We start from the raw sequence: 19,907 nt of genomic DNA, 5'->3' as shown, positions 1-19,907 counted from the left end.
ATGAAATTTAGAATCGTTTTTATCATTCTTACCTTAATGCAAACTGTAGTTTACAGTCAATATAAGGTATCAGGAACCGTAGTTTCTGATGAAAATAAAACAGTAAAAAATGTAGAAGTTTATAATGAATCTGGCGGATTATTGGCCCAAACTGATGCTTTAGGAAGGTTTTCATTTTCTATAAATACAAAAACAATTTCTCTGGTTTTTTATGCAAATACTTTTAAAGTAAAAAGATTGGTTTTAATTGCTGATGATTATAAGGATGCAAAAATTGTATTAGAATCCTTTTCAGAAGAATTATCAGAAATTGAAATTAAAGCAAGAAAACGTAAAGTTTTTGAACTAAAAAGATTAAAAGATGTAGAAGGAACCTCAATTTTTGCAGGTAAAAAAACAGAAGTTGTTTTGGTAAATCAATCTGCGGCAGCATTATCAACAAACAATGCACGTCAGATTTTTAACCAAGTTGCAGGTTTAAATATTTATCAGAATGATGATGCAGGTTTGCAATTAAATATTGGTGGTAGAGGTTTAGATCCTAATAGAACGGCAAATTTTAATACGCGCCAGAATGGATATGATATTAGCGCAGATGTTTTAGGATATCCAGAAAGTTATTATACGCCAGCATCCGAAGGATTAGAAGAAATACAAGTTATTCGTGGTGCAGCTTCTTTGCAATACGGAACGCAATTTGGAGGTTTGGTGAATTTTGTAACCAAGAAACCAACAGAAAATCAGGAAATAGTATTTAGAAATACTTTGGGGAGTAATGGTTTGTATACCAACTTTACCAGTGTAAGCGATACACACGGTAAATTTAGCTATTACACATATATCAATTATAAAAAAGGAGATGGTTTTAGACCCAATTCAGCGTTTGAATCTACCAATGTATTTGCACATTTAGGATATCAAATTAATGATAAAAGTAAATTATCTGCAGAGCTTACAGGGTTAAAATATTTAGCACAACAAGCAGGAGGTTTAACAGATCAAATGTTTAATGAAGACCCTTTACAGAGCAATAGAGAGCGTAATTGGTTTCAGGTAGAATGGTTTTTGTACAATTTAAAATGGGAGCATGCTTTTTCTGATGACACCAATTTTTCTTTCAGTTTCTTTGGTTTAGATGCTTCTAGAGATGCATTGGGTTTTAGAACAAACAGAGTCAGTCAGGTAGATTCTGGAGAGGAAAGAGATTTGATTAAAGGAACTTTTAAAAACTATGGTTTTGAGTCGCGTTTGGTAAGTAATTATAGGTTGTTCGATAAAAAATCTACCTTTTTAATAGGTACCAAGTTTTACAAAGCTAACAATACCAATATGCAAGGTCCGGGTTCTGATGGTTCAGATGCAGATTTTAATATGTATTTAGAGGAATATCCAGACTATCCAAGACAATCGGAAAGTAAATTTCCAAATCTAAATGTATCTTTATTTGGAGAAAACATTATCTATGTAAACCAGAAGTTTTCAATTACACCTGGTTTTAGATTGGAATACATCAATACAAAAAGAGATGAAATTATAAAAGATATTGTAACCGATGCTGCCGGAAATGTAATTAATGAAAATCTAAGAGATGAAGAAGAAACTAATGAAAGAACCTTTGTTTTATTAGGTTTAGGTTCTAGTTATAAGTTGAATAAAACAACAGAGTTTTACGGTAATATTTCTCAGAATTACCGTTCTGTAACCTTTTCTGATATTAGTACTGCAAACCCTGCTTTTGAAATTTCTCCAGATATTTCCGATGAAAAAGGTTTTACTATTGATGCAGGTTTCCGTGGTAATTATAAAAATTTCTTTTCTTATGATGCCAATGTTTTTGGTTTGTTTTATAACGATAGAATCAATATTTACACAAGAGCCGATGGTAAAGCAGAAAGAGATAATATTGGTGACGCAAGAATTTTAGGAATTGAAAGTTTGGTAGATTTTAACCTGAAAAAACTTTTTACAAACAATTCTGATTATGTATTCAACTACTTTGTCAATTCTTCTTTTATAACATCAGAATACACAAAATCTGATATTAATGGAGTAGAAGGGAATGAGGTAGAATTTATACCAAACGTTAACATTAAAACTGGTGCACGTTTTGGGTACAAAGATTTTTTAGCAAGTATTCAATATTCTTATTTATCGCGTCAGTTTTCTGATGCTACAAATGCAACAGGCGGAAGTATTAGCGGAGTTACAGGAGAAATACCTGCCTATGATATTTTAGATTTTTCTGCTTCTTATAAATACAAGTTTATGAAGATAGAAACGGGTGTAAACAATCTTTTAGATAATAGTTATTTTACACGTAGAGCAACAGGATATCCCGGACCAGGAATTATACCTTCATCACCAAGAAACTATTATGTGACTTTAGAATTTAAGTTTTAAAGTTTATATTTATGATAATTAATCTTAAATATTTTAAAATGAAAATAATTTACTTTCTTATAGTATTATTCTTTTTTTCTTGTAATTCGATTAAGTTAAAGGGAATAGAAATGGATTCTACTCAAGATTTGTTAGGGAAAGTAAAAAAAATGAATATAAATATTTTGCGTTATTCAGAATATGAAAACTTAAACAAAGAAAACCAAGTTATTTATTACGATAAAAAAAATAAAATTATAAAAGAAACTATTAATCACCCTAATTTTAAAGAAGAAACTGTTTTTAATTATGAGAATAAACTATTAAAAAGTTCTTTAACAAAAATAGGAGAAAGACTGATGAAAAGTGAATATAAATATGATTCAAATAAAAACATAATTGAATTGAATCAATTTGAAAACGATACTTTATACTTCTCTAAAATAACAAAATTCGATAAAAATAATAATCCATTAAAATCAATTTATCTTCACCCTAATCATAAAATAAATAATAAAAAAATAGAAATATTTACATATAATTATAAAAAGAATGAAGTAGTTATTCAAAGATTTAACGAATTTAATAAACCTAATAACCATTATCTTAAATTTTATTTTGATAAAAATGGTTTCACTCTAAAAACAGCATCTTTTCGTAACAATTCTATAATTTATTCATCAAAAACAGCATATGATAAAGATGGAAATTTAACAAAAAGAATTAATTTTAATAAAGATAAAGAGGTTAAAGAATCTATGGAATACATGAATAAATATGATGAAAAAGGAAATATTATTCTAAGAGAAGTATTTTTAAATGGCAAATTGTACGAAAAAACCACTTATGATATTACCTATTATTAGTACTAACTTTTTTATATAGCATCTTATAAAATTTCCATAATTATATTCTTTATATATATAAAAAATCAACCTAGAATTAAATTATAGGTTGATTTTTTTTTGTTGAAATACCATGGGGTTTATACTATTTATTTTGATGGATGCTTACTATTAATCTCCATCGTTATCTGTTGGTAAAATGTTTACAGATAATGTACTTGCAGCATCTACAGAAAAATATTGTAATAGAATAAATAAAGAATTGTATAAAGTTTCTACACTTTCATCTCCATTAGAAATTGCTGTATACAAGTTACTATCAATTGCATCAATATTATTAAAAACACTAATAAAACTATTTTCTATTTCCGTAGATATTTCAGGGGAATTAGATATTTCATCAATAATATTGGAAAAATTAACACTACTTAAAGTATATGCGTTTTGTATTTCTTCTAAAGAGCTCTTTATCAATTTTAAAGAACTTTTACTTCTGTATGCTTCTAAAATTTCTAAATTTATATTTGCAGAACTTTCTAACCCGGCAGGCTTACCAATTTTAGTGACTCTAATAATGTCTAAAATATTTATTAATTGATTAAAAGCCAAACAACGAGCATTTTCTATACAAGACAAGCTTTTATAATTCATAAATGTTGTTTTATAGCCTTGTTCCCAAAAATCGATTAATAAATTAATTTGTCTTAATGTTTCTTTAGAAATAGATAACAAATAATCTACTCTATAAGAATCTTCTTGTAAAAGAGTTAGGTTGTCTTTTGTGGGTTCATACAACAAATATTCAATACCAGCTAACCCTTTAGAAACAGTGCTGCTATTACTAATATAATCGGTGTCATAAGTTGTTTTGTTAGCAATATTAGTTTCTATTAATGTTGAGTTGGCAGGAAAATTATAAATAATAATATCAAAATACAAAGACTTTATATCAACAACATTATAGACTCTTGTTCTAGAAAAAGAACTTGCAGAATTTATCCATTGTTCTTTTAATAAAATAAAGTTTTCTTGTGTTGTATTTGTTTGAAAATCTTCTGTAAGTGTTATTTGTTTCTCTATTTCTACCTTAAAATTATTTAAAGAAGGTAATATATTAACGTTGTAATATTCTTCGTGAAAAAGATCTATTGCAGATGATGAATTTGAGTTTTCTTTACTACAAGAAAAAAGCAATATTATTACAGAAAAGAAAAAGAAAAAATGTTTTTTCATGATTATAAAGAGTTTAAAAATTTAAGTACTTGCTCTCGATTTTTTTTAGGTAAATTTTTAAAGTTATTTTTGGCATTTTCTGCTTCACCTCCATGCCATAAAATAGCTTCTTCAATATTTCTGGCTCTACCATCATGTAATAAAAAAGTATGATCGTTAACTTCTTCTATTAGACCTAAACCCCAAAGTGGTTGTGTTCTCCATTCATTTCCGTTCGCCAAAAAATCTGCTCTATTATCTGCTAAAGCATCTCCCATATCGTGTAATAAAAAATCTGAATAAGGTCTTATGGTTATATTTTCTAATTGAGTTAATAAAGAATATTCATTGCCTGTTGTAAAATTATTTATATGACATTTTGCACATTCTAATTCATTAAATAAAACTTTACCTTCTAATACATCAACGGTTTTATAATTTCTTCTGATGGGAACAGAAATAGCAGCTTGGTACACCATAATTCTACTCATTTGAGTATCGGTTACTTCTACATTTTCACCTTCATTATTTCCGTTATTTAATTTACTACAATCTACACCTTGCGGACAGTTTTCATCGGGAAAAATAGAAGTAGTTAATCCCATATCTCCATTAAAAGCACCGGCAACTTGTTGTTCTAATGTTGGTTGGTTTGCTTTCCATCCAAATTTACCAATGGTAGATTTATTTTCTTTTACATTCCATACATAATTGGCTTTACCCGAAATTCCGTCTCCGTCAATATCATTAATATCTTCGTTTGCTAAAATACTGGCTTCACTTAAAGCATCTATAAAACCTAAACCAATTACTTGTGGACCTATACGTGCAGATTGTTTAGCATTACTTAAATTACCATAATTTAAATCTACAATTGTATAAGTTGGTTTTCTTAACTCATAAGTTTCTCCATCAGGGTACTTTTCTGTAATAGTTTCGAAACTAACATTAATTGTTCCTTCGTTTGCAATCCCTAAATTAGAATCGTCTTGTAATTGTCCTCCATAATTAGCTATACCGATGGGGCCAGTTATAGGATTATTACCAGAACTTAAACGAATTAAAAAACCTTCTGAACTAGCACCATTTTCTAATAAAGGTTTTCCTCTACCATCTCTTAAATGACAAGCACTACAAGCTCTTGCATTAAATAGAGGTCCTAAACCATCTCTAGAAGTGGTAGACGCAGGAGCAGAAACCCAACTTTGATCAAACATTGCGTTGCCAACACCAAAAAAAGCAAGTTCTAAATCTGATAAAATAGGAATTCCTCTCCCAAATGCTTTATCTGCTGTAAAAGCTTCAATTGATAAATCAGAGACTAAGTTTTCTTCGTCTAACTCGTAGTTTATTTTTATATATTCTTCTTCTGAAAATTCATTAGAATTACAAGAAAAACATAATAATATTAAAATTCCAAAATACAAATATTTCATTTATTCATTGTTTTTAATAATAAATAAAACTGAAAGACATATAATGCCTTCAGTTTTATTATTAAAATAATATGTTTTAACTAAATTTAGTTAATAGTAATGTTAATACCTAAAGTATTGGCTGCATCAGAAATTGCAGTACCTTGAGCTTTTAGAGCAGATGATAATTGACCCGCAGGACCATTAGAACCTAATGTTTCTTCACTAATAATTTCATCAAAGTTTTTGCCTAAACCTAATAAAGTATTTAATTTAAATATGGTTTCTGAGGCCTTTGTATCTAAGGCACTTCCAATGGTTGTATTAAGTTGCGTTGTTAAATCTATTAAAGAAACACCCGAAACAATTTCACCGCTTTCTGTTGTATAACTTCCAATAATAATATTATTAATACCATTTACATTTGCCCACATATCTTGGTTAGTATTGTCAGAAAAACAAGAGTGTTCGTTTTCTTGACCTTCATCAATTGCTGGATCTAACCTTTCTAAAGCAACTTCTCCATTAGAAATAAAACCAATACCATTTAGTATGTTTGTTAGTGCTGCATCTTCATCTAATGCTTCAAAAGTTGTTCTGTAAGAACCCCCAACTGCCCATGTAGTATTTAGGTCATTTAAGTCGTTTATTAATAAATCTGTAACTATTTGTAAATAAGTTGCTCTTCTATCAGCAAAGTCTGCTGTTGTATAATCTGTATAAGATCTATTTCCAGAAGTAGAATAATCATCAGTAAGTGTTACATCATTATAATTTGAATCTTGTCCCCAAAGTAAAAATTCAATTGCATGCCAACCTGTAGATATATTATCATCTTTACCATCTTCATTTTTTGCTATAATATTAGCTTCAGTTAAATCAAATGTAGTATCACCCACTAATCCATTTTGTACAATGCCTCCAGTAGTGTTAAAAACATAATCAATATAACCTTCATCTAAAGGCCATGCATTAATTTGTCCTTCGGTAGCTAATAAATCTTCGTTATCAATTGGTCCGTTAGCTTCTCTATAAGCTTCTGTTTGTCCATAAAAATCTCTAGCATATAACCAAGATGTTCTAGCTTCTGCTAAAGTAGCTTCTGTGGGTGCTGCAATAAAAGCATTAATTTTTGATTGCATTGCTACAGCTGTATTGTAAGTGTCAGCGTAGTTTGTAGATGCTATTGTTGCATAGTTTTCTATAAAATCTGCTTTTGTTACAACATCCGTAGGTAAATCATTTTCATTATTAGAGCAAGAAGTAATTATAATACTTACTAATAAAAGTAAAGATAGTTTTGTAAAGTCTAATTTCATTTTGTTAAGCTTATTTAGATTAATTTAAAATAGTTTATTTTTAGGTCGCAAATATACAATTCAAATAGAATTAAACAAATCTTATTTAGAATAAATAAAAATAATATTCAATATGAAATAATTGTTATCATTATAGATACTAAGTTCTTGATAGTATAAAATTCATATATTATTTGTAAATTTGCACGCAATTATACCTTAATTGCAACATGACAGCACACAACAACAAAATTTTAGGAGAAGGATTAACTTATGACGACGTACTTTTAGTCCCAGCCTTTTCCGAAGTACTTCCTAGAGAAGTTAGTATTAAAACAAAATTTACTAGAAACATTACAATCAACGTACCAATTGCTTCAGCAGCAATGGATACTGTAACAGAATCTTCTTTAGCAATTGCCATTGCCAGAGAAGGCGGTATTGGTGTTTTACATAAAAACATGACTATTGAGCAGCAAGCTAAAGAAGTTAGAAAAGTAAAACGTGCTGAGAGTGGAATGATTTTAGATCCGGTTACCTTGCCTTTAACGGCACTTGTTTTTGATGCGAAAGCATTAATGAAAGAGCATGGTATTGGAGGAATTCCTATTGTTGATGAAAATGGAATCTTAAAGGGAATTGTTACCAATAGAGACTTGCGTTTTGAACATGATGGTAAAAAACCAATAGTAGATGTAATGACTAGCGAAAATTTGGTCACTGCTGCCGTTGGAACTTCTTTAAGAGATGCAGAAAAAATTCTTCAGAATTATAAAATTGAAAAACTTTTAATTGTTGATAAAAATTATATTTTAAAAGGATTAATCACTTTTAGAGATATTACCAAAGTAACTCAAAAGCCAATTGCGAACAAAGATTCTTATGGTAGATTAAGAGTTGCAGCAGCCTTAGGTGTTACTGCAGATGCTGTAGATAGAGCAGAAGCTTTAGTAAATGCTGGTGTAGATGCTGTAATTATAGATACAGCCCATGGTCATACAAAAGGTGTGGTAATGGTTTTAAAAGCAGTAAAAGCAAAGTTTCCAGAATTAGATGTTGTGGTAGGTAATATTGCAACAGCAGCAGCAGCAAAATATTTAGTTGAAGCAGGTGCAGATGCTGTAAAAGTAGGTATTGGACCAGGCTCTATTTGTACTACAAGAATTGTTGCAGGAGTTGGTTTTCCTCAATTTTCTGCAGTTTTAGAAGTTGCCGCAGCTATTAAAGGTAGTGGCGTGCCTGTTATTGCAGATGGTGGAATTCGTTATACAGGAGATATTCCTAAAGCACTTGCTGCCGGAGCAGATTCTGTTATGTTAGGTTCTTTATTGGCAGGAACAAAAGAATCTCCGGGAGAAACTATTATTTACGAAGGAAGAAAATTCAAATCTTATAGAGGTATGGGATCTGTAGAAGCTATGAAACAAGGTTCTAAAGACAGATACTTTCAAGATATAGAAGATGATATTAAAAAATTAGTCCCAGAAGGTATTGTAGGTCGTGTTCCTTATAAAGGAGAACTTTCTGAAAGTATTCACCAATTTATTGGAGGTTTGCGTGCTGGAATGGGATATTGTGGCGCAAAAGATGTTGAAACTCTTAAAGAAACAGGACGCTTTGTAAGAATTACCGCAAGCGGAATAAATGAAAGTCATCCTCATGATGTTGTTATTACCAAAGAGTCTCCTAATTATAGCAGAAAGTAATTATACTTTTTAAAAACTTTAAAAACTTTAAAAACCGAGCAAAAAGCTCGGTTTTTTTATTGAATAATATTTACTTCTATTTCTAAAGAAATTCCAAATTTGTCTAGAATATTTTGTTGTATTTTTTTTGCAAGCAAATAAATCTCTTTTCCAGTTGCATTGCCATAATTAACAAGTACTAACGCTTGTTTTTCATGTATGCCATAATTTCCATAACGTTTTCCTTTAAAGCCAGCTTGTTCTATTAACCAACCTGCAGGTATTTTGACTTCAGTTTCAGAAATTTTATAACTTGGTATGTTGGTATAATCTTTTTGTAGTTCTAAAAATTGAGTTGTAGCAATCACTGGGTTTTTAAAAAAACTACCACTATTTCCTATTTCTTTAGGATCTGGAAGTTTCGATTTTCGAATGGCAATTACAGCGTCAGAAATATCTTTTAATGTTGGTTTTGTAATATTTTTAGACGTTAATTCAGTATTAATAGCGCCATAAGACGAGTTTAAAATATGATTTCTTTTTGTCAATTTAAAACTCACAGAAGTAATAATATATTTCCCTTTTACCTCATTCTTAAAGATAGAGTTGCGATAACCAAAATTGCAATTTTCATTAGAAAATTGAACTAATTTACCTCTTGCTATTTCTATGGCTTCTACTTTTGTTATGGTATCTTTTACTTCAACACCATAAGCACCAATATTCTGAATTGGGCAAGTACCCACATTACCCGGAATTAAGGATAGGTTTTCAATTCCTCCATAGTTTTCAGCAACACACCAAAGCACAAATTCATGCCAATTTTCACCAGCATTTACGGTTAGATATACGGTGTTTTCATCTTCATTATCAATAGAGATTCCCTTTATATCTAAATGAACAACCAATTTTTCAATATCTTTTGTAAGCAACATATTACTACCGCCAGAAATTAAAAAAATGTCTTTTTCAACTTTTAAAAGTTGTTGTAATTGATATACAGAATCAACAGTAATAAAACGTTTGGCATGTACAGAAATCCCAAAGGTATTATAATTTTTTAGGGATATATTTTCTTTAAAATTCACAAGTATTGTTTTTGTTGCTTTTAACTAAGTTTACTTTTTTATACTATACAATAGCTTCAACTTTTTAAAGAATAGCTTTTCTAAAAAGTATTTTGGCAGTATTATTTAAGCCAATATTTGGTAACAGTCTTTAAAAGCAAGTGTTTTAATTTATTTTTAACACTTAATGAAACTTTTCAAACCCTTCAGAGTTTAAAAAACTGAAGGGTATTTATTAGATTTATATGCTATTGTACATATTTAAGGTACTAGAAATATGCTATAGAAATCACCCATTAAAAATGATTTGCCTATAAGATTTACAAGGTATTTGAACACTTGTAAAACTTATAACTGTAATCTAATCCTTGTAAACTTTTAATGCTTCACCTAAAAGAAAAACAGATTTTATTAGGTCTTCTTTATTTAAAACATAGGCCATTCTTATCTGGTTTTTTCCTTCACCTTCGGTGGAATAAAATCCGCTTGCAGGTGCTACCATAACCGTTTCATTATCCACATTAAATTCTTCTAACAACCATTGTGCAAAAACATCAGAATCTTTTACAGGCAATTCTGCAACGCAATAAAAGGCACCTTTAGGATTGGCTACTTTTACACCGTCTATTTTTTGCAATTCTGTTATTAAAGTATTTCTTCTAGCTACATATTCTTCTTTAACATCATCAAAATAACTTTGTGGAGTTTCTAAGGCTGCTTCACTGGCAATTAAAGCATACGTTGGCGGACTTAAACGTGCTTGAGCAAACTTAATAGCAGTTTGTATAAATTGTTTGTTTTTAGAAACCACACAACCAATTCTTGCGCCACACATGCTGTAACGTTTAGAAACCGAATCTATAACAATAGCATTTTGTTCTAAACCATCTATAGATAAAATGGAAGTATGTTCTAAACCATCATAAGTAAATTCTCTATAAACTTCATCAGCAATTAAGTAAATATCGTGTTTTAAAACAATTTGCTTTAATTTTTCAATTTCCTCTTTAGAGTATAAATAACCTGTAGGATTTCCAGGATTACAAATTAAAATTGCTTTCGTTTTATTAGTGATTAATTTTTCGAATTCTTCAATTTTTGGAAGTGCAAAATTTGTATCAATAGAAGAAATTACGGGTACAACAGTTACGCCAGAAGAAATAGAAAAACCGTTGTAATTAGCATAAAAAGGTTCTGGTATAATAATTTCATCACCCGGATCTGTAATACTTCCAATGGAAAAAATTAACGCTTCAGAACCACCAGTTGTAGCAATTATATCTGATGCAGAAACAATAATGTTGTTTTTCTTATAATAATTAGCCAATTTAGTTCTGTATTCTTCAGAACCTTCAGAACGGGCATAGGCTAAAGTTGTAATGGTATTGTTTTTTACCGCATCAAGTGCAACTTGTGGGGTTTTAATGTCTGGCTGGCCAATGTTTAAATGATAAACGTTTACACCTCTTTTTTTAGCATCTTCCGCAAAAGGTACTAATTTTCTGATGGGAGATGACGGCATTAAAATTCCTTTTTTAGATATTTTTGGCATATTATTTAAAGATTTAGGTTCGCAATGCAAATTTGCAAAATAAATTTCAGTTGTTGGTTGTAATTGTTAAATCTTTAAGTATTAATTATTTCATAAAAAAAACTGTATATAAATTAAGATTTGTATCTTCAAAAAAAAGATATAAAAATTACATTATTTTTGAAGACAAGGAATTTACTTTTTGGTTTTATATGTATTTGGTTTTCTTTGAAAGCATACACGCAATCTGGGTTTCAGTTTTCTGAAGCTAATAGAAATAGGCATCAGGTTAGTTTTCAGGTGATTAACAATTTAGTAGTAATTCCCTTAGAAATTAATGGAAAAAAATTATCTTTTATTTTAGATTCTGGTGTAAATAAAACCATTCTTTTTAATTTAACAAAAAATGATAGCATTGCACTTTTAGATACTAAAAAAATAATGCTTCGTGGTTTAGGTGATGGAGAACCAGTAGCAGCTTTAATTTCTAAAAACAATAGACTTTCAATTAAAAATATAGAAAGTAAAAATGAAACCATATATGTTATTCTAAAAGATTTTTTTGATTTGTCTAGTAAAATGGGCACTACCATACATGGTATAATTGGGTATAATTTATTAAAGAATTTTGTTGTTAAGATTAATTATAAAACAAAAAAAATAGATTTCTATAACCCCAAGACATTTACTTATGGTTCTTGCAAAAAATGCGAAACTTTTCCTGTTCAATTTTTTAGAAAAAAACCTTTTATTAACGTAAAAGTACAACTAGATACTATTGGTAATACAACTACAGATGTAAAAATGCTAGTAGATTTAGGCGGTAGCGATGCCATGTGGTTATTTGAAAATTCTAAAAAAGATATTAAAACTCCTATCCTTTTTTTTAATGATATTTTGGGTGAAGGTTTAAGCGGAACTATTTTTGGAAATAGAAGTAGAATTCCTAAAATTATATTGGGTAAATATGAAATTGATAATCCTACGGTTTCTTTTTTAGATTCAGTATCTACACATAACGCTAGAAAGTTTAAAGCAAGAAATGGAAGTATTGGAGGAGAAATATTAAAAAGGTTTATCATTTGGATAAACTATTCTCATAAAAAAATTACTTTAAAAAAGAATGGTTCTTTTACTTCTGGTTTTAATTATAATATGAGTGGTTTAGAAGTAGTTTATAGTGGTAATCAACTGGTAAAAGAAGAAGTTTCACAAAAAAAAATTACAGAATACCATCAAGAATTAGATGATAGAAATTCAATTTCTTTTGTTACCAAGTATGCATTTCAATTTAAGCCTTCCTATAAAATACAGTCTGTAATTAAAAATTCTCCGGCAGATAAAGCGGGTTTGTTAAAAGATGATGAGATTGTAAAAATTAATCATAGACCTGCTCATGAATTTTCTATAAATGATATTGTTTCTAGATTTCAAGAAAGAGATAATAAGAAAATTAAATTAGTAATTAGAAGAAATGGAGTTAAAATGAAATTTCAATTTCGATTGCACAAAAGAATTTAGTAAAAAAAATCCCTGAGTTGCCTCAAGGATTATTGATTAAAAAAAATCTATATTTTAACTATCAGAAAGCAAACTTTTAGGCTTTTCTAATACGTTTTCATTGGTTATAAATCCTCTGATTTTTATAACTTTTCTTGGCGTTTTAGCATTTGAGAAAATGGTAATTGCTTTAGAAAAACCACCTGGTCTTTTGGTATCATAAGATACTTTTATTTCTCCTTTTTTTCCCGGCATAATTGGTTGTTCTGGTTTTTTAGGAACTGTACAACCACAACTAGATGTAATATTTTCTATAATTAAAGGTTGGTCTCCAACATTGGTAAAAATAAAGGTCCTTTCTCCGTTAGAAGCTTTGGCAACTTTACCATAATCTATAGTTTCCGATTCAAATTTAAACTCTTGTGCAGATGCTGATACACTTATCAACCCAATACATAATAATGTAAAAATAGTTTTCATAATTTTTTTAATTTTTAATATATCCTTTAATTTTAAGTACTTTTCTAGCTTCTTTGGCATTAGAAAAAATTGTAATTGCTTTAGAAAAACCACCAGATTTACTGGTGTCATAAGAAACGGTAATAGTTGCTTTTTCTCCAGGCATAATTGGTCTTTCTGGTTTTTCTGGTATTGCACAATCACAAGACGTTTTTATGTCTTTAATAATTAATGGAGCCTTACCAATATTGGTAAATTCAAAAACTTTTAAACCATCAGTATTTTTATCAATTTTACCATAATTTATGGTTTCGTTTATAAACTGAAACTCTTGTGCATAAAAAAATGTTGTACATAAACAACACAAACCTAAAAACAGTCCTTTTTTCATATTACAAATTTACAATAATTTTTATCAATAAAAACAATATCTAATTTTTACAAACTACTAGATAATTGTACTTTTGTCAACCATATTACAAAAACAATACCAAAGTAGAATGATTCCATCAAAATATAAAGCAAACGAAGTAGAAGATAAGTGGTACCAATATTGGATGAAAAATAACTATTTTCATTCAACACCAGATGAAAGAGAGCCTTATACAATTGTAATTCCGCCACCAAATGTAACGGGAGTTTTACACATGGGGCACATGTTAAACAATACCATTCAAGATGTACTTATTAGACGTGCGCGTTTATTGGGTAAAAATGCGTGTTGGGTTCCGGGTACAGATCATGCATCTATTGCCACAGAAGCAAAAGTTGTAGCCAAGTTAAAAGAGCAAGGAATTAGTAAAAGCGATTTAACTCGTGAAGAATTTTTGCAACATGCTTTTGATTGGAAAGATGAATATGGAGGCATTATTTTAGAACAATTAAAGAAGTTAGGTGCTTCTTGCGATTGGGAAAGAACAGCGTTTACCATGGATCCGGAAATGTCTGAATCTGTAATTAAAGTTTTTGTTGATTTATATAACAAAGGGTTGATTTACAGAGGTTACAGAATGGTAAATTGGGATCCGGAGGCAAAAACTACTTTGTCTGATGAAGAAGTAATTCATGAAGAAAGACAAGGAAACTTATACTATTTAGAGTATAAAATTGAAGGTTCAGAAGATACGTTAACCATTGCAACCACAAGACCAGAAACTATTTTTGGTGATACTGCAATTTGTATCAACCCAAATGATGAGCGTTTTACACACTTAAAAGGAAAGAAAGCAATTGTGCCACTTTGTGGAAGAGTAATACCTATTATTGAGGATGAATATGTAGATTTAGAATTTGGTACAGGTTGTTTAAAAGTAACACCTGCACACGATGAAAATGATAAGAATTTAGGTGATAAACATCAATTAGAAGTTATTGATATTTTTAATGATGACGCTTCTTTAAATTCTTTTGGATTGCATTATCAAGGAAAAGATAGATTTGTAGTTCGTAAAGAAATTGCAAAAGAGCTAGAAGATAAAGATATTTTAGTAAAAACGGAGGTTCATACAAATAAAGTTGGTACATCAGAAAGAACAAAAGCCGTTATAGAACCTAGATTGTCAGATCAATGGTTTTTAAAGATGGAAGAGTTGGCAAAACCTGCTATAAAAGCAGTTTTAGGTGATAATACCGAAATTAATTTATATCCAAAGAAATTCGAAAATACCTACCGTCATTGGATGGAAAATGTGCGTGATTGGAATATTTCTCGTCAACTTTGGTGGGGACAACAAATTCCTGCGTTTTTCTATGGAGACGGAAAAGAAGATTTTGTAGTTGCTGAGACAAGAGAAAAAGCGTACGAATTAGCTGTCTCTTCGGGCGCAGTTGAGAAGTCTTTTAAAATTGAAGACCTTCGTCAAGATGAAGATGCACTAGATACTTGGTTTTCTTCTTGGTTGTGGCCAATGTCTGTTTTTGATGGAATTAGAAATCCAGAAAACGAAGAAATTAAATATTATTATCCAACAAACGATTTAGTTACCGGACCAGATATTTTATTTTTCTGGGTGGCAAGAATGATTGTTGCAGGTTATGAATATAAAGACGAAAAACCTTTCCAAAACGTTTATTTAACAGGATTAGTTAGAGATAAACAAAGACGTAAAATGTCTAAATCTTTAGGAAACTCACCAGATGCATTAAAATTAATTGATGATTATGGTGCAGATGGGGTAAGAGTTGGACTTTTATTAAGTTCTGCTGCTGGTAACGATTTAATGTTTGATGAAGATTTATGTAAGCAAGGAAAAGGATTTGCGAATAAAATATGGAATGCTTTCCGTTTGATAAAGGGTTGGGAAGTTGATGCTACTTTAGAACAACCAGAAACTGCAAAAATTGGTTTGGTTTGGTATGAAGCAAAATTTCAAAAAACGTTAGCAGAAATAGAAGATCATTTTTCTAAATATCGTTTGTCAGATGCTTTAATGGCAATTTATAAATTAATAATGGACGATTTTTCTTCCTGGTTATTAGAAATTGTAAAACCTGCATACCAACAACCAATAGACAAAAAAACCTTTGATGCAATTATTGTAGTTTTAGAAAATAATTTAAAAGTATTGCATCCATTTATGCCGTTTTTAACTGAAGAAATCTGGCAATATATTGCAGATAGAACGCCAGAAGAAGCTTTAATTATAGCAAAATATCCAGTGGTTAAATTTAATATAGAAGGGATTGATTCAATTACACAATTAGCAACTTTTTCAAGAATGCAAGAAATAGTTTCAGGAATTAGAACTATCAGAAAAGATAAAAATATTGCTTTTAAAGATACTATAGAGTTATTTGAGATTAACAAAACAGAAAGATCTATTTATTATAATCCAATAATTCAAAAACTATGTAATGTTTCTGATATTGTTGAAATATCAGAAAAAGTAGAAGGCGCATCTTTTAGAGTAAAATCTAATGAATATTTTGTGCCAATTTCAGAAGAAGATATTGATGTTGAAGCAGAAATAGTGAAATTAGAAGGAGAGTTAAAAAGAGCTCAAGGCTTTTTATTCGGTATTACAAAAAAGTTATCTAACGAGCGTTTTGTTGCCAATGCGCCAGAACAAGTTATTACCTTAGAACGTAAAAAAGAATCAGATACTTTATCAAAAATAGAAACTATAAAAAATAGTTTGGCAAGTTTGAAATAGGTTTTTGTATTTTAAGCTTACAGCTTTAAAACAGTACATTTAGTTTTTATTTAATTCTAAAATTTAGATAAATAAAAATTAGAAGTGCTGTTTTTTTTGTGCATTTTTTTTAATGGTAAATTATCAATAAGATTAATTAACAGAGTAGATTACCATGTAAAAATATTTCTATCAAAATTAATAATAGCAGCAACATAAAAAGTTGTTTTATGTAAGCCTTATAAAAAAAAGCTAGGTTTTCTTGTTAACAAGAAAACCTAGCCATAAATAAAGAAACTATACTACTACATGTGATCTAAAGTGTGGTGTTCATCAATTAATGGTCCACCTTCAATAATTTGTTCTGATGCTTCGTTCGCAAATTTCTCAAAGTTTAAGTGGAAGAAATGTGCTAAGTGAATTGCTTTACTAATGTATGCACTTTTGTTTAACCAAGTATTCATTGGGTTTAACATTTCTGTTGGTACATTAGGACAATATTTTGGCATAAATAATCCGAAAATTGGGTGTTGTTCAAATTCGATATTATCTAAACTTCCGTTTAAGATTTCAGTAATCATTGCTCTTGTATATTTTAATTTAATACGAGAACCAGTTCCGTAAGGACCTCCAGACCAACCTGTGTTAATTAACCAAACATTTACACCTGCTTCTGTCATTTTTTTACTTAACATTTCAGCATATTTTGTAGGGTGTAATGGCATAAAAGGTTCACCAAAACAAGCAGAGAAAGATGGTACAGGCTCTGTAATACCAGCTTCTGTTCCTGCTACTTTTGCAGTATAACCAGAGATAAAGTGGTATGCAGCTTGACCTGGTGTTAATTTAGAAACCGGAGGCAATACACCAAAAGCATCTGCTGTTAAAAAGAAAATATTTTTTGGGTTGCTTGCATAAGATGGTGTAGCAATGTTATCTATATGATAAATTGGGTAACTTACACGTGTGTTTTGTGTAATTGTGCTATCCATATAATCTACATCTCCTTTTTCATCAAAAACAACGTTTTCTAATAAAGCACCTGGCTTAATTGCTCTAAAAATGTCTGGTTCTTTTTCTTCAGATAAATCAATTACTTTAGCGTAACATCCACCTTCAAAGTTAAATATGTTGTTTTCTGCTGTCCAACCATGTTCATCATCACCAATTAATTTTCTTTTTGGGTCAGCAGATAATGTAGTTTTACCTGTACCAGATAATCCAAAGAAAATTGCAGTATCTCCATCTTCACCAACATTTGCAGAACAGTGCATTGGTAATACATCTCTTTCTATTGGTAACACTAAGTTTAAAGCAGAGAAAATACCTTTTTTCATTTCTCCTGTATAAGCAGAACCACCAACTAAAGCTATTTTATCTGTAAAGTTAATGATAGAGAAATTACCTTGACGAATTCCGTATGCTTTTGGGTCATCACAAACATAACCTGGTGCACATAAAATTAACCATTCTTCATCAAAAGTAGCTAATTCTTCTTCAGAAGGTCTTAAGAACATATTAAATACAAATGAATTAGACCAAGGGTATTCTGTAATTGTTCTAATATCTGTTCTGTAAGTAGGATCTGCACAAACAAAACCATCTCTTGCATATAATTCTTTATTAGATAAATAGTCTACAATGTTCGCTTTTAATTTATCAAAGTTTTCTTGAGATACAGGTTTGTTAGTTTTTCCCCACCAAACTTTATCTGCAGTGTAATCATCTTTTACAATAAATCTATCTTGTGGAGATCTACCTGTAAATTTACCAGTGTTAATAGCTAAAGTTCCATTTTTGGTTTCTTTACCCATTCCTTTTTCAATAGTAATTTTTTGAAGTTCTTCAGGAGATAAATTCCAGTTAACAGTTGCGTTTTCGATTCCGTAAATTCCTAAATCTGATTTTGTAGGAATAATTGTTTGTTTGTTCATAATAGTTTCTTTAAAAAATTATTTATTTAAATAGCCAATTTAATGGCGTTTGTATTCTTGTTATTACTAAAATAAAAGTGAATTCTTTATCTTTTATACAAGCAAAATTATAACCATTACTAAGTTTATATTATGATTAATATCATACTTCTAATCCTTGTTTAATTTTTATGATTTTGATAAAAAAGAGGAATGATTTTTATTAAATATGAGGCACGAAAACGTAATAGAAATAATGTCTTTTTAAATTATTCTATTAATTTGGTTATTTTTGGTGAATTATGTTTTAGATATGAAGCTATTAAATGATAATTTTTGAAAAAAAAGAGGTCTTATTGAACTTAATATGCAGAAATTTGTAGTCAATTAATAATTCAGTAGTAAATTAAATTTGAGTAAATCATATATGAAATTAGATATTTTAGCTTTTGGTGCACATCCAGATGATGTAGAATTGGGTTGTGGAGCAACAATTGCCAAAGAAGTTTCTTTAGGGAAGAAAGTAGGCATTGTAGATTTAACTCGTGGCGAATTAGGAACTCGAGGTTCTGCAGATTTGCGAGATATAGAAGCTGCCAATGCAGCAAAAATATTAGGCGTCTCTGTGCGAGAGAATTTACGGTTTGCAGATGGTTTTTTTAAGAATGATAAAAAGCATCAATTAGAAGTTATAAAGATGATACGTAAATACCAACCAGAAATAGTATTATGCAATGCTATTGATGACAGACATATAGATCATCCAAAAGGCAGTAACTTAGTTTCTGATGCTTGTTTTTTAAGTGGTTTGTTAAAAATTGAAACAGAAGTAGGAGGAGAGCAACAAGAAAAATGGAGACCTAAACAAGTTTATCATTATATACAATGGAAAAATATTGAGCCAGATTTTGTTGTGAATGTAACCGGTTTTATGGAAATTAAATCAAAATCTGTACTTTCTTATGCTTCTCAGTTCTATGATCCAACAAGTAATGAGCCAGAAACGCCTATTACAAGTAAGAATTTTACAGATAGTATTAATTATAGAGCAAAAGATTTAGGAAGATTGATTGGTGTAGAATATGCAGAAGGTTTTAACACAGAGCGTTACGTGGCTGTAGAAAGTTTTAGTAAATTAATTTAATATTTTCTTTCATTTGAATATAAAAAATATTTATATTTGCAGCCGCAATTATATGGTGGTTGTAGCTCAGTTGGTTAGAGTATCGGTTTGTGGTACCGAGTGTCGCGGGTTCGAGTCCCGTCTTCCACCCAAAACACAAAGCTTCTTAGAAATAAGGAGCTTTTTTTGTGTCTCTATTTTTGTAAACATTAAAAGGGACGAGAAGTTTATCTTGAGCGGAGCCGAAAGGAGTCCCGTCTTCCACCCAAAACACAAAGCTTCTTAGAAATAAGGAGCTTTTTTTGTGTCTCTATTTTTGTAAACATTAAAAGGGACGAGAAGTTTATCT

Annotated in this window: 14 protein-coding genes and 1 tRNA gene; 7 read left to right on the top strand and 8 right to left on the bottom strand. The window is 29.8% G+C overall.

Going from position 1 to position 19,907, the window contains the following annotated elements; translation table 11 throughout:
- Together ACSHW5_RS08380 and ACSHW5_RS08375 are read left to right on the top strand one after the other, a co-directional pair.
- Window positions 1-2,400 (top strand): TonB-dependent receptor family protein, encoded by a 2,400-nt coding sequence (locus tag ACSHW5_RS08380; protein ID WP_435675671.1) that lies wholly within the window; start codon window positions 1-3, stop codon window positions 2,398-2,400.
- A 110-nt stretch (window positions 2,401-2,510) separates the two neighbouring features.
- Entirely contained in the window at window positions 2,511-3,245 is a 735-nt protein-coding gene (locus tag ACSHW5_RS08375) for a hypothetical protein (protein WP_435675670.1), read from the top strand.
- Window positions 3,246-3,395: 150 nt separating this feature from the next.
- Here the strand turns inward: ACSHW5_RS08375 and ACSHW5_RS08370 are convergent, their stop codons facing one another.
- The 3 genes from ACSHW5_RS08370 to ACSHW5_RS08360 all read right to left on the bottom strand — a co-directional run bounded on the left by ACSHW5_RS08370 (window position 3,396) and on the right by ACSHW5_RS08360 (window position 7,170).
- Window positions 3,396-4,457: an imelysin family protein gene (locus ACSHW5_RS08370; RefSeq protein ID WP_435675669.1), complete on the bottom strand. Its 1,062-nt coding sequence runs from the start codon at window positions 4,455-4,457 to the stop codon at window positions 3,396-3,398.
- A gap of 2 nt (window positions 4,458-4,459) precedes the next feature.
- A complete protein-coding gene (locus ACSHW5_RS08365) occupies window positions 4,460-5,872 on the bottom strand; it encodes a di-heme oxidoredictase family protein (protein WP_435675668.1) in 1,413 nt (470 codons plus the stop codon).
- A gap of 86 nt (window positions 5,873-5,958) precedes the next feature.
- Window positions 5,959-7,170 carry an imelysin family protein gene (locus ACSHW5_RS08360; protein WP_435675667.1) on the bottom strand — a complete coding sequence of 404 codons (1,212 nt, stop codon included), beginning with the start codon at window positions 7,168-7,170 and terminating at the stop codon, window positions 5,959-5,961.
- Window positions 7,171-7,379: 209 nt separating this feature from the next.
- Here ACSHW5_RS08360 and guaB point away from each other — a divergent pair, with 209 nt between their 5' ends.
- Window positions 7,380-8,855, top strand: coding sequence for an IMP dehydrogenase (guaB, locus tag ACSHW5_RS08355; protein ID WP_435675666.1), 1,476 nt, complete (start codon window positions 7,380-7,382; stop codon window positions 8,853-8,855).
- 56 nt (window positions 8,856-8,911) lie between these two features.
- Here guaB and murB read toward each other — a convergent pair whose 3' ends face one another.
- Both murB and ACSHW5_RS08345 read right to left on the bottom strand, forming a co-directional pair.
- Complete coding sequence (murB, locus tag ACSHW5_RS08350; protein WP_435675665.1) at window positions 8,912-9,922, bottom strand: UDP-N-acetylmuramate dehydrogenase; 1,011 nt, start codon at window positions 9,920-9,922, stop codon at window positions 8,912-8,914.
- A gap of 340 nt (window positions 9,923-10,262) precedes the next feature.
- The gene (locus ACSHW5_RS08345) at window positions 10,263-11,453 is read right to left on the bottom strand and encodes a pyridoxal phosphate-dependent aminotransferase (RefSeq protein ID WP_435675664.1); all 1,191 of its coding nucleotides are present in this window, start codon (window positions 11,451-11,453) and stop codon (window positions 10,263-10,265) included.
- 159 nt (window positions 11,454-11,612) lie between these two features.
- On the opposite strand from ACSHW5_RS08345, the gene ACSHW5_RS08340 reads away from it, so the two are divergent.
- Window positions 11,613-12,953 carry an aspartyl protease family protein gene (locus tag ACSHW5_RS08340; protein WP_435675663.1) on the top strand — a complete coding sequence of 447 codons (1,341 nt, stop codon included), beginning with the start codon at window positions 11,613-11,615 and terminating at the stop codon, window positions 12,951-12,953.
- Between the two features lie 54 nt (window positions 12,954-13,007).
- Here the strand turns inward: ACSHW5_RS08340 and ACSHW5_RS08335 are convergent, their stop codons facing one another.
- Window positions 13,008-13,412: a DUF1573 domain-containing protein gene (locus ACSHW5_RS08335; RefSeq protein WP_435675662.1), complete on the bottom strand. Its 405-nt coding sequence runs from the start codon at window positions 13,410-13,412 to the stop codon at window positions 13,008-13,010.
- A gap of 7 nt (window positions 13,413-13,419) precedes the next feature.
- Window positions 13,420-13,782 (bottom strand): DUF1573 domain-containing protein, encoded by a 363-nt coding sequence (locus ACSHW5_RS08330; RefSeq protein ID WP_435675661.1) that lies wholly within the window; start codon window positions 13,780-13,782, stop codon window positions 13,420-13,422.
- 109 nt (window positions 13,783-13,891) lie between these two features.
- Between ACSHW5_RS08330 and ACSHW5_RS08325 the strand changes: the two genes are divergently transcribed.
- On the top strand, window positions 13,892-16,543 hold the full coding sequence (locus ACSHW5_RS08325; RefSeq protein WP_435675660.1) for a valine--tRNA ligase: 2,652 nt from the start codon (window positions 13,892-13,894) through the stop codon (window positions 16,541-16,543).
- 284 nt (window positions 16,544-16,827) lie between these two features.
- Here the strand turns inward: ACSHW5_RS08325 and pckA are convergent, their stop codons facing one another.
- A complete protein-coding gene (gene pckA, locus ACSHW5_RS08320; RefSeq protein WP_435675659.1) occupies window positions 16,828-18,456 on the bottom strand; it encodes a phosphoenolpyruvate carboxykinase (ATP) in 1,629 nt (542 codons plus the stop codon).
- Window positions 18,457-18,862: 406 nt separating this feature from the next.
- Between pckA and bshB1 the strand changes: the two genes are divergently transcribed.
- Complete coding sequence (gene bshB1 / locus ACSHW5_RS08315; protein ID WP_435675658.1) at window positions 18,863-19,579, top strand: bacillithiol biosynthesis deacetylase BshB1; 717 nt, start codon at window positions 18,863-18,865, stop codon at window positions 19,577-19,579.
- A 54-nt stretch (window positions 19,580-19,633) separates the two neighbouring features.
- Window positions 19,634-19,709: transfer RNA gene (locus ACSHW5_RS08310), tRNA-His, on the top strand.
- The last annotated feature ends 198 nt before the right edge of the window (window positions 19,710-19,907 follow it).

Source organism: Polaribacter sp., assembly GCF_051251875.1.
Lineage (GTDB): Bacteria > Bacteroidota > Bacteroidia > Flavobacteriales > Flavobacteriaceae > Polaribacter.
The sequence above is the reverse complement of the archived record's forward strand: the minus strand, read 5'-3'. Positions and strand labels throughout refer to the sequence as shown.

Excerpts from the sequence above, each read along its gene's own strand:
- ACSHW5_RS08380 (WP_435675671.1), top strand. The coding sequence starts at position 1 with ATGAAATTTAGAATCGTTTTTATCATTCTTACCTTAATGCAAACTGTA.
- ACSHW5_RS08375 (WP_435675670.1), top strand. The coding sequence starts at position 2,511 with ATGGATTCTACTCAAGATTTGTTAGGGAAAGTAAAAAAAATGAATATA.
- ACSHW5_RS08370 (WP_435675669.1), bottom strand. The coding sequence starts at position 4,457 with ATGAAAAAACATTTTTTCTTTTTCTTTTCTGTAATAATATTGCTTTTT.
- ACSHW5_RS08365 (WP_435675668.1), bottom strand. The coding sequence starts at position 5,872 with ATGAAATATTTGTATTTTGGAATTTTAATATTATTATGTTTTTCTTGT.
- ACSHW5_RS08360 (WP_435675667.1), bottom strand. The coding sequence starts at position 7,170 with ATGAAATTAGACTTTACAAAACTATCTTTACTTTTATTAGTAAGTATT.
- guaB (WP_435675666.1), top strand. The coding sequence starts at position 7,380 with ATGACAGCACACAACAACAAAATTTTAGGAGAAGGATTAACTTATGAC.
- ACSHW5_RS08345 (WP_435675664.1), bottom strand. The coding sequence starts at position 11,453 with ATGCCAAAAATATCTAAAAAAGGAATTTTAATGCCGTCATCTCCCATC.
- ACSHW5_RS08335 (WP_435675662.1), bottom strand. The coding sequence starts at position 13,412 with ATGAAAACTATTTTTACATTATTATGTATTGGGTTGATAAGTGTATCA.
- ACSHW5_RS08330 (WP_435675661.1), bottom strand. The coding sequence starts at position 13,782 with ATGAAAAAAGGACTGTTTTTAGGTTTGTGTTGTTTATGTACAACATTT.
- ACSHW5_RS08325 (WP_435675660.1), top strand. The coding sequence starts at position 13,892 with ATGATTCCATCAAAATATAAAGCAAACGAAGTAGAAGATAAGTGGTAC.
- pckA (WP_435675659.1), bottom strand. The coding sequence starts at position 18,456 with ATGAACAAACAAACAATTATTCCTACAAAATCAGATTTAGGAATTTAC.
- bshB1 (WP_435675658.1), top strand. The coding sequence starts at position 18,863 with ATGAAATTAGATATTTTAGCTTTTGGTGCACATCCAGATGATGTAGAA.